At 60.1% G+C, this 10,682-nt stretch carries 8 protein-coding genes; 6 read left to right on the top strand and 2 right to left on the bottom strand.

Features of this window, described 5'->3' with window-relative positions; genetic code table 11:
• The first annotated feature begins 587 nt into the window (after positions 1–587).
• The 5 genes from ppk1 to JMJ97_RS09290 all read left to right on the top strand — a co-directional run bounded on the left by ppk1 (position 588) and on the right by JMJ97_RS09290 (position 6,734).
• The gene (gene ppk1 / locus JMJ97_RS09310) at positions 588–2,990 is read left to right on the top strand and encodes a polyphosphate kinase 1 (protein WP_260700089.1); all 2,403 of its coding nucleotides are present in this window, start codon (positions 588–590) and stop codon (positions 2,988–2,990) included.
• An 85-nt stretch (positions 2,991–3,075) separates the two neighbouring features.
• The gene (gene rlmD, locus JMJ97_RS09305) at positions 3,076–4,404 is read left to right on the top strand and encodes a 23S rRNA (uracil(1939)-C(5))-methyltransferase RlmD (protein WP_260700088.1); all 1,329 of its coding nucleotides are present in this window, start codon (positions 3,076–3,078) and stop codon (positions 4,402–4,404) included.
• A 106-nt stretch (positions 4,405–4,510) separates the two neighbouring features.
• A complete protein-coding gene (locus tag JMJ97_RS09300) occupies positions 4,511–5,053 on the top strand; it encodes a DJ-1 family glyoxalase III (protein WP_055287259.1) in 543 nt (180 codons plus the stop codon).
• Complete coding sequence (locus tag JMJ97_RS09295) at positions 5,050–5,631, top strand: Maf family protein (protein ID WP_260700086.1); 582 nt, start codon at positions 5,050–5,052, stop codon at positions 5,629–5,631. The genes JMJ97_RS09300 and JMJ97_RS09295 overlap by 4 nt, the downstream gene beginning before the upstream one ends.
• Positions 5,632–5,732: 101 nt before the next feature.
• Complete coding sequence (locus tag JMJ97_RS09290; protein WP_260700084.1) at positions 5,733–6,734, top strand: P1 family peptidase; 1,002 nt, start codon at positions 5,733–5,735, stop codon at positions 6,732–6,734.
• A gap of 376 nt (positions 6,735–7,110) precedes the next feature.
• On the opposite strand, the gene JMJ97_RS09285 is transcribed toward JMJ97_RS09290, so the two are convergent.
• Both JMJ97_RS09285 and glf read right to left on the bottom strand, forming a co-directional pair.
• Entirely contained in the window at positions 7,111–8,142 is a 1,032-nt protein-coding gene (locus JMJ97_RS09285) for a glycosyltransferase family 2 protein (RefSeq protein WP_022094096.1), read from the bottom strand.
• A complete protein-coding gene (glf, locus tag JMJ97_RS09280) occupies positions 8,135–9,337 on the bottom strand; it encodes a UDP-galactopyranose mutase (RefSeq protein ID WP_260700082.1) in 1,203 nt (400 codons plus the stop codon). Before glf ends, JMJ97_RS09285 begins: the two co-directional genes overlap by 8 nt.
• 231 nt (positions 9,338–9,568) lie before the next feature.
• Between glf and pta the strand changes: the two genes are divergently transcribed.
• Complete coding sequence (gene pta / locus JMJ97_RS09275) at positions 9,569–10,549, top strand: phosphate acetyltransferase (protein ID WP_117640338.1); 981 nt, start codon at positions 9,569–9,571, stop codon at positions 10,547–10,549.
• The last annotated feature ends 133 nt before the right edge of the window (positions 10,550–10,682 follow it).

Here is a 10,682-nt window from a genome sequence, read left to right as displayed (position 1 = left end):
TCTCGGAAGGCACGTGCAGACCTTTCGTCATGGCCTCCTACCTTTCTTTCGGGCCTTACTGGCCGAATGTATCAGCGCCCCTCCGTATGGGACGCTGCTTGTTGACAGCTCTAGTTATATCCAAATTCCACCCGCAATTCCACCTCGCCCCCGAACGGTCAACAAAGTGCGATGAACGGTATATCGCATGAGATTCCCCCATAATGTACTTCGGCGTTCTAAAGTAACTTTTCTAAGGTAAACGCTCTTTTTTCCTAAAAACTATTTGCAATTGCATCTCTAAACTTTTGATTCAGAATTGCATAGCTAAATCGGTTTTATGTATATAAATGATGTTTGTTTACGTTTCCGCCTGCATTCAATGATATTCAGCTATCCATCATTCTTATTCACACTTACGTACCAGTTGAGTGAGGATATAGACCGCTTGCAGACGAGCAGGGCGTCAGTCCTATGACTTGTCAGCGTAAGAAGTAGGTAAAGATACCGTTCGCACAATACGTCCGTGCCACAAGTCGACTAAATTGAGACAATAGTGAATAGGGTTAGGCTACCGTCCCCTGCGGGGACTGAACGGACAGATGCATATGCCGAGCAAAATCGAAAAAAAGCAAGCCGCCGCAAAGCTGCGCAAACCGCCTCGCGACTTCTCGTACACGCAGAACCGAGAGCTCAGCTGGCTACGCTTTGACAACCGTGTGCTTGACGAAGCCTTCGATGAGACCGTTCCGCTGTTCGAGCGTCTAAAGTTCGTGTCGATTTTCGAGTCTAACCTCGACGAGTTTCTCATGGTGCGCGTGGGCGGCCTGTCCGATCTGGCAGAGCTCAAAAAGCAACCTGTCGACAACAAGAGCAATATGACCGCCTCCGAACAGGTCGATGCTGTCATGGCCGAAATGCCCGGGCTCCTTACCCGTTGGGAGTCCATCTTTAAGAGCATCGAGGGCAAGCTCGACACCTTGGGCGTTCACCGCGCCCGCATCGATTCGCTTACGCCCGAGGAGCGCACCTTTGTAACCCGCTACTTCCAGGCCTACGTGTCGCCGGTCATCTCGCCGCTGGTCATCGATCCTCGCCACCCCTTCCCCAACCTACGCAATGGCGCGCTCTATCTGGCCTGTGGTCTGGACGGCGCCACCGACGAGGAGAGCCTGCTGGGCCTTATCGAGATTCCCACCTCGATGAACCGCGTGGTCGAGATCCCCTCGCCCACCGGCACCTACTCCTACATCTTGCTCGAGGACGTCATCCTCGCCTGCCTGGACAGCTGCTTTGGCTCCTATAAGCCGCTGGATCGTGCGCTGATCCGCGTCACCCGCAACGCCGACATCGATCCGGACGGCGAGGGCGTCGAAGAGGAAGAGGACTACCGCCAGCACATGAAGCGCATCCTCAAGAAGCGTCTGCGTCTGCAGCCGGTAGTGCTCGCGGTCTCGGGGTCGCTCGAGAAGGCAACGCTCAAGACCATCCGCAAGGCGCTCGAGCTTTCGCGCCGCTCTGTCTTTACCTGCGATATCCCGCTCGACCTGGGCTACGTCTTTGGCATTGAGGGCAAGATTCCCGAGCACCTGCGCAACGAGCTGCTCTTTACGCCGTTTAGGCCGCAGCCCAATCCCACCATCGACATGACCCGCTCCATCCGCGAGCAGGTGCTGCAGCACGACAAGCTGCTCTTTTATCCCTACGAGGCCATGAACCCCTTCCTGGATCTGGTGCACGAGGCCGCCTACGACCCCGAGTGCATCTCGCTGCGCATCACGCTCTACCGCGTGGCCAAGCAGAGCCGCCTGTGCGAGTCGCTGATCGATGCTGCCGAGAACGGCAAAGAGGTCACGGTGCTCATGGAACTTCGTGCCCGCTTTGACGAGCAGAACAACATCGAGTGGGCCGAGCGCCTGGAAGAGGCCGGCTGCACCGTCATCTATGGTTCCGAGGGCTTTAAATGCCACTCAAAGATCTGCCAGCTCACCTATCGCGAGGGCATGGCGCTAACGCGCCTGACGCTGCTGGGCACCGGCAACTTTAACGAGAAGACGGCCAAACTCTACAGCGACTTTATGCTCATGACCGCCCACCCCGGCATCGGCGAGGACGCCAACCTGTTCTTCCGCAACCTGTCGCTGGGCAACCTGCGCGGCGATTACCGCTTCCTGGGCGTGGCGCCGGTCGGCCTCAAGCCGCTCATCATGCGCGGCCTGGATCGCGAGATCCAGCGCGCCCTCGCTGGCGAGCCCGCCCGTGTGTTCTTTAAGCTCAACTCGCTGACCGACCGCGAGGTCATCGACAAGATCGCCGAGGCATCGTGCGCAGGAGTCCGCGTGGACATGATCATCCGAGGCATCTCGTGCCTCAAGCCCGGTGTTCCGGGCAAGACCGAGAACGTGCATGTCCGCTCCATCGTCGGACGCTTTTTGGAGCACGCCCGTGTTTACGCTTTTGGCGTGGACTCGGACATGATTTACCTGAGCTCGGCAGACATGATGACGCGCAACACCGAGCACCGCGTGGAGATCGCCTTCCCCGTGCTCGACCCCACCTGCCGCGCCCTGGTACACGAGTACATGGGCATGCAGCTGCGCGACAACGTGAAGGCCCGCAGCCTCACGAGCAACGGCACCTGGGTCCCCGTGGAGCGTGCGGAGGGTGAGAAACCCTTCAACTCGCAGGAAGCTCTACTGGAGCGTGCCTATCGCAACGCCGAGGCCGCGCCCGAGCCCGTCATTGAGGCGGAACCTGCCCCCGAGGGCGAGCCGCAGCCAGTAGCACCCAAGGTCCAAGAGGTCCAGGCGACCGTCATTGAGCCCGAGCCTGCACCTGCACCTCAGCCCGATCCGCAGGTCATCAAACCCGCACCCGAGACGAGCGCCCGTCGCGATAAGCCCGCCGGCAAGACCAAGGCCATCGAGCGCCATCGCCCCGGTCGTGTGCGCATGGGTCTGGGCCTGATCGGTCTAGGCCTTAAAACGCTCATTACCGGCAAGACCAAATAGGCGTTTGTAGAAGCGCCCCGCATTTGAGGAAAGCCTCGGATGCGGGGCGCTTTTCCCTGCTACCATGGTGCGGACAACAACGCGAATGACAGGCAGGAATATGAAGCTCACTATAGAATCGATGACCTACGGCGCCGACGGGCTGGCGCACGCCGACAACGGCAAGGCCGTCTTTGTGCAGGGCGCCGTGGCAGGCGACACCGTCGAGGCCGAGGTCGTACAGGACGGCAAGTCGTTCATGCGTGCCCGCACCACCGAGATTCTGGAGCCAAGCCCCGATCGCATTCAGCCTCCCTGCCCCTTCGTGGGCATCTGCGGCGGCTGCTCGTGGGGCAATCTCTCACGCACGGCACAGCTCGCCGCCAAGGAGCAAAATCTGCGCTCCACGCTCGAGCGTATCGGCAAGTTCAGCCCCGATCAAGTCGATGAACTGGTGCAACCCATCCGCCACACCAAGGATGATTGGGGCTACCGCAATAAAATCGAACTCGAGCCGACCGTTGTAAACGGCCGCGTGCGTCTTGGCATGCACGGTGTCGATCCTCGCAAGATCGTGACCGTCGATTCGTGCCCGTTGTTCGACAAACGTTTCCCCAAGGCACTCAAATCGGTCGTCGGCGCGCTCAATTATCTGAGCGGCAGCCACGACCTGGGCCTTGAGCGCGTGGGCATTCGCGCCTCGCGTCGCGCCAAGGCACTCGAGGTGGCGCTCTGGACGCCTACGGGTTCTTTCCCGCGCTCGCAAGTCTCGCGCGTGTTGGCAGACGCCGCGCACCCCACAAGTGTCGTACGCGTGATGAGCAAGGGCGAAAAGAAGGCCCGCCGTGTTTCCAAGGTCGAAATGCTCGCCGGAGAGGGCTCATGGACCGAGAATATCGCCGAGGGTCAGATGCGCTTGTCTGCCCCGTCTTTTTTCCAGGTCAACACCAAGGGTGCCGAGATTTTGATCGAGCTTGTCATGGAAGCGCTCGATCCGCAGGAAGACGAGCTTGCCGTGGACCTGTACTGCGGTGCCGGCACCTTTACCCTGCCGCTCGCCCGCCGCTGCGACTTTGTCGCTGCCGTCGAGGCCTACGGCCCCGCCGTGCGCGACCTGCGCCGTAACCTGGAGATCAACAAGCTTGATAACGTCGACGTCATTGGCGGAGACGCGGTGCGCGAGTTCCCCGACCAGGATGCCGACGTCTTGGTGGTCGACCCGCCGCGCGCAGGCCTCGCCCCCGAAGCGATCGACCTTATCGCCAGCACGAGTGCTCGCGATGTCGCCTACGTGAGCTGCGACCCGGCCACCCTGGCGCGCGATCTCAAACGCTTTGTCGAAGAAGGCACCTTCTCCCCCGTAAAGATCACGCCAGTCGACCTGTTCCCACAAACCTTCCACTGCGAGACCGTCGTCCACCTTAGGCGCAACTAGCCACTTAATCATTGCTCAGAAAAATCATTGGGAAATCGAGCGTGGCAAGCGGAGGTCTTCGGGGTATAAGACGGCTAATTGTATGCCGCCTATGAAAGGAACCCTCATGCCCAGCGTTGCCGTTCTCGCCGCCGATGGCTTTGAAACGATTGAATGTCTGACCATGGTCGATGTCATGCGTCGCGGCGGCGTGCGTGCCACGCTCGTCTCGATTATGCCCACGCGTGAGGTCGTAAGCTCGCTGCAGATCCCCGTGACCTGCGATGCGCTCTTTGATGAGATCAACTTTGACGAGTACGACTGCGTCGTGCTGCCCGGCGGCCTGCCCGGTGCCACCAACCTGCGCGCCGATCAGCGTGTCTGCGACGTGGTCTGCGAGTTCGCCGCGACCAAGCACGTCGCCGCCATCTGCGCCGCCCCGTTTATCCTGGGCGAGCTCGACCTACTCGAGGGGCGCCACGCCACGTGCTTCCCTGGCTTTGAGAAAAGCTTCCCCGAAGGCGCCTATACTGGCGAGAAGGTCACGCAAGACGGCAACATCATCACTGCCAGCGGCATGGCACAGTCACTCCCCTTTGCATTGGAGCTGCTGCGCACGCTCGCTGGCGACAAGGCCGTCGAGAAGGTCGCCGAGGGCATCCAACTATGATTTTGGCTTCGCAATCGCCGCGCCGCATAGAGCTGATGCGCGAGGCAGGCTACAACATTCGCGTGATTCCCGCGGATATCGACGAAACGCCCTTTGATGGCGAGGCCCCGCTCACGCTTGTCGAGCGCTTGGCACGCGCCAAGGCGGCTGCCGTTGCTGCCGAGTATGCCGAGCCCAAAGAACTGACGGTCGCGGCCGACACCATCGTCACCTTCGACGGCAAGATTTTGGGCAAGCCGGCAACCGAGGGCGAGGCGCGCACCATGCTCCGTGAGCTTTCGGGCCGCACGCACCAGGTCGCAACCGGCGTCTGCATCGTTAAGGCAGGCGATACGGCCGCCCCGCATGCCGCCGAGAGCCTGTCGTTTGTCGATGTGACCGACGTGACATTCTACGAGCTCACCGACGAGCAGATCGAGCGCTACGTCGCCTCGGGTGAGCCCATGGACAAGGCCGGCGCCTACGGCATCCAGGGCACAGGCGGCCGCATGCTCGTGCACGATATTTCGGGCGACTTCTATAACGTAGTGGGCCTACCCATCGCCCGCGTCGCGCGCGCGATTCAAAAACTCTCGTAATTGCATCTGGCGCTGGGTATTCCCCAGCGCCTACAATTTTGGCGTACCGTACGGATCCCGACCGGGCACAAGGCGCGGCGGAAAACCGATAGGAGTTAAACATGGATACACTGCTCGAGGCCATTGACGTCTGCGATGTCGATGGCTTTTGCTATGGCAACTATACGGACGAGGAGGCCGGCACCGGTTGCACCGTAATCGTGGCACCCGAGGGCGCCACCGGCGGTGTTGACGTTCGCGGCGGTGCTCCCGCTTCGCGCGAAACCGACCTGCTGCGACCTGAGAACACCGTCGACAAGGTCCACGCCGTCTGCCTTTCGGGCGGATCGGCCTTTGGCCTCGAGGCTGCAAGCGGCGTCGCTCGCGAGCTTGAGAGCCGCGGCATCGGCCTTCCCGTCGGCCCCACGCAGGTGCCTATCGTGTGCTCCAGCTGCATCTTCGACCTTGCCTTTGGCGACCCCACCGTGCGCCCCGACATTGAGGCCGGCATCGCCGCCGTGTGCGAAGCACTCGACCACACCCCCACCAAGCTCGAACAGGGCAACGTAGGCGCCGGCACGGGCGCCACCGTGGGTAAGCTCATGGGGCCCGCCACCTGCATGAAGGCCGGCCTTGGAGCTGCCGCCGTGGCACTCGGGCCCATCAAGGTGGGCGCCGTGGTCTCGGTCAACGCCTGCGGCAACGTTGTCGACCCCTTCACCGGCGAGTGGGTCGCCGGTATGCGCGCCGCAGCCGATAGCGACCAGATCGTCGACATGGAACTCGCAGCCTTTGCCGCCGCCGGATCCATGCAGATGCCGCTCGACCGCACCAACACCACCATCAGCTGCATCGTCACCAACGTGGAACTCACTAAGGCACAAGCCACCAAGGTCTCCCAGATGGCCGCAGACGCCTACGCACACGCCATCCGTCCCACGCACACCACCAACGACGGCGACACCATCTACACCCTCGCCAGCGGCAAACTGGGCGCCCAGGCAAGCGCCGCCATTCCCCTAGACCTGCTGGGCATGCTCGCCGTAAGGGCCCTGGAAACCGCCATCGTAAACGGAGCCAAAACCGCCAAAACCTCCCACGGAATCCCAGGTGCTGCGAAGTAATCTCACTCGACCGTCGGTCGGAGGCGGGCGGGCATTACGTTTGCTGCTCTACAGTCCTATGCAAGACGAAGGCCACATTAAGTGGCCTTCTTTGCATGCGGAACTCGCGACAAACGTAATGCCCGCCCGCCTCCGACCGACTACCAACTAATATTTTTTCAGCCCAGGCCCCTGTGTACCGCGCGTCGAAGATCTTCAAATTCAAATAACCTGACAATCGATTCTTATAGCAGAGGCCCCTTGGCCTTTAGTTTGATACAAGTTCCGCACGAGCCGGAAAGCACTTAATGTGCTTTCCGTGCGAGCAGGACTGTTCGCAGTAGCAAACTAAAGGCCAAGGGGCCCAGTCAACCTATCAGCAGCGATTACTCGGCAGCTAGTTGAATTTGAAAATCTTTGAGGCAAGACGGTATAGGCCGAGTGTGGTTTTGTCTCCGGCCCGTCCGCGCAGATTGGTGAAGAACCCGACCACGCCGTAGCGGGCACGACGATACATGCGCTCGTCGTAGGCCTTCAAATCATTCCACAGCGTCTTTAGGCGCTCGTCGGCGCAATCTTCCTCGGAAAGCTTGGTGAGCACCGAGCAGATCGCCATCATCATGGTGAAATAGCCCATCATGTACGAGCGCAGACGCGACGACTCAACATCGCTGTACAGGTGGTACGACTCCATCATGATGCGCGTCACACGGAACTGCTGGTCCAGACGCTTGACCATCGTGGCCTCGTTGACGCTCTGGCCCTCGCGACCGATAAAGTAGCGGTAGAGGTCGATGTCGGCGTAGTACATGGTCTTGCAACGCGGCAGCGGCACGTAGGCGTAGATGTTGTCCACATAGAACGTGTGCGGCGGCATGGGAAGGTTGGACTCGCGCAGCACATCCGTGCGATAGCACAGGCTGTGCATAAGAAGGTTCTGGTCCAGGCGGAAATGACCGATCTGATCCCAGGAAAAGATCTTTTTGCGCGGCAGGGCAAACTTGTAGCCAATAGCGGTATGCGTGCCCTCATAAACCTTCTCGTACACGTAGTTCGAGATAAACAGGTCGACGCGCTGGTCGCGCTCCTCAAAGCCACGCAGAATCGAAAGCATGGTCGAAAGCGCCGCACCGTCGAGCCAGTCATCCGAGTCGACAACCTTGTAGTAGGTGCCCTGCGCCTCGCGCAGGCCCGAGAGGACGGCAATACCGTGGCCGCCATTCTCCTGGTGCACCGCGCGGATGATTCCAGGATAACGGGCCTCCCACTCGTCGGCCTTGGCGGCCGTCTCGTCCTTGGAGCCGTCGTCCACCACGATAATCTCGATATCGGTGGCGTAATTGCTCCCTTCCAAGATGGAGGTGATGCAATGGTCCATGTCCTTGGCGGCGTTATACGAGGGAATACCGAATGTTATGACTTTATGCATGGCAGGCGATAATCTCATCCGAAAGATCGAGGGCGGAATTGGTCACGGCGTCCATATCGTAGTAACGATACTCGGCCAGACGACCCACGGGGTGGAAGTTCGTCAGGTTCTGGACACGCTCAAGATAGCGCTCGTAGAGCTCACGGTTCTCGGGCTCCAGGATAGCGTAGTACGGCGTCTCGCCCGAGCCGGGCGTATAGGCCTTGGAGTACTCCTTCATGATGGTGGTCTTGCCGGGCAAAACCTGACCGGTCATGTTCTTGAACTCGGTGATGCGCGTATAGTCCTCGCTCGTGGTGTAGTTGACGGTGCCCACAGGCTGGAACTGATCAATATCGAGCGTCTCGAACTTCATATCGAGCGTGCGGTACGGCAGCGCGCCCAGGTCGAGGTTGAACAGCTCGTCGAGTGGACCGGTGTAGACGATCTCGCCACCATAGACCTTGCCGTCGATCTTGACGGTAGTCTCGTCGATCTCAAAGAGGTCACGGGCGTCTACGTCGCAGAACACGTCGATCAGGTCGTGGTCGAGCATGTGCTCAAAGAGCGCGGTATAGCCGTCCTGCGGCATGCCCTGGAAAGGAGCCTGCGGGAAGTAGCGATCGTCATCGCCCACAAAGACGGGAACGCGGCCGGTGATCGAGGGGTCGATCTGGTCGGGCGTCTGGCCCCACTGCTTCATGGTGTAATGCAAAAAGACGTTCTCGTAGACATAATCGGCGACCTCGGCAAGATCCGGGTCGTTCTTCTTGCGCAGCTCCATAATGGGCACCTTGACGTCCTTGCCAAAGGTCTCCACGAGCTTTTGGTACAGTTCCTCGCCGCGCTCATCGCCAAAGGCGAGCTTGAGGCTCGCATGGTTAAAGGGCACGGGCATAAGGGTACCGTTGATGTTGGCGAGCACCTTGTGCTGGTAGTCCGTCCACTTGGTAAAGCGCGACAGGAAATTGTGGACGCGCTCGTTAAAGGTATGGTAGATGTGCGGACCATACTCGTGGACCAGGATTCCCGCCTCGTCAGTGCAGTCGAAGGCATTGCCCGCAATGTGGCTACGGCGCTCCAAAACGGCAACACGATAGCCGATAGTTTCGGCAAGACGGCGGGCGCAAACGGCACCGGCATAACCGGCGCCGACAACAATCATGTCGTACGCACCGGCATTAAAGCCTTCAGGCAGGCCTGAGGTAATCTGCATCGATACTCCTTGTCAAAAGCCACGTGCTCGTTAGCTGGGCTTTTCTCGAACATTCTTCGAGACATATTTATTAGAGCGATTATAGCGCTAATGCGTCCTATAATGAGCTTGCCACACAAGGAAAGCTCAAGCACCGCGGCGTACATTATTGAAAGGTAAACCCGCTAGCAGCGGGTTTATTCGTGAACAGCCGGGCGCCTGGAGCTTAGCGAAACGCTTGTAAGGAGTAACATGAGCGATTTCCTAAACCGTATGAAGTCTGCCGCTAAGGCCGACCTTAAGACGATCGTCCTGCCCGAGGGCGAGGATCCGCGTACCATCGTCGCGGCAAACAAAATCATCGAGGAGGGCCTGGCAAAGCTCGTCATCTTGGGCAACCCCGACGAGATCGACGTTCCCGGCGCTACCGTCATCGACCCGCGCAATGCCGAGAAGCACGAGGAGTACGCGCAGAAGTTTGCCGAGCTCCGCGCCAAGAAGGGCGTTACCATCGAGCAGGCTCGCGCCCAGGTGATGGACGCCACCTACTTTGGCACCATGATGGTCAAGATGGGCGACGCCGACGGCCTGGTCTCCGGTGCCTGCCACTCCACCGCCGACACCCTGCGCCCTGCGCTGCAGATCCTCAAGACTGCCCCGGGCACCAAACTGGTCTCGGCCTTCTTCGTGATGTGCACCGACACCCCGCAGTTCGGCACCGACGGCACGCTGATCTTCGCCGACTGCGGCCTCAACATCAACCCGTCCTCCGATGAGCTCTCCGAGATCGCCATCGCCTCCGCTCACTCTTGGTCCACCTTCATGGGCAATGTTGAGCCGCACGTGGCCATGCTCTCCTACTCCACCATGGGCTCCGCCGGTGGCGAGGTCGCCAAGAAGGTCCAGGAGGCCGTAAAGTTCTGCAAGGAGAAGGCTCCCGAGCTCGCCATCGACGGCGACCTGCAGCTCGATGCCGCTATCGTCCCCACCGTCGCCCAGCTCAAGGCTCCCGGCTCCTCTGTCGCCGGTAAGGCCAACGTGCTCGTGTTCCCCGACCTCGAGGCTGGCAACATCGGCTACAAGCTGGTCCAGCGCTTCGCTGGCGCTGACGCCTACGGCCCCATCCTGCAGGGCATCGCCAAGCCGGTCAACGACCTGTCGCGCGGCTGCTCTGCCGACGACATCGTGGGTGTCGTGGCCATCACCGCCGTCCAGGCTCAGATGGCTGAGTAGCGGACTTATCCCCTCGGGACCCTACAGGGTAAAGCTCTGAAAACGTCCTCGGACATGCATGAAACCCCCGCTGCGCACTTTGAACTGCACCCCAAAACTTGGACGGCTTAAATAAGAACTACGCCGCAAGGGA

The sequence above is a fragment of the Collinsella aerofaciens genome (genome assembly GCF_025289055.1).
GTDB lineage: Bacteria > Actinomycetota > Coriobacteriia > Coriobacteriales > Coriobacteriaceae > Collinsella.
The sequence above is the reverse complement of the archived record's forward strand: the minus strand, read 5'-3'. Positions and strand labels throughout refer to the sequence as shown.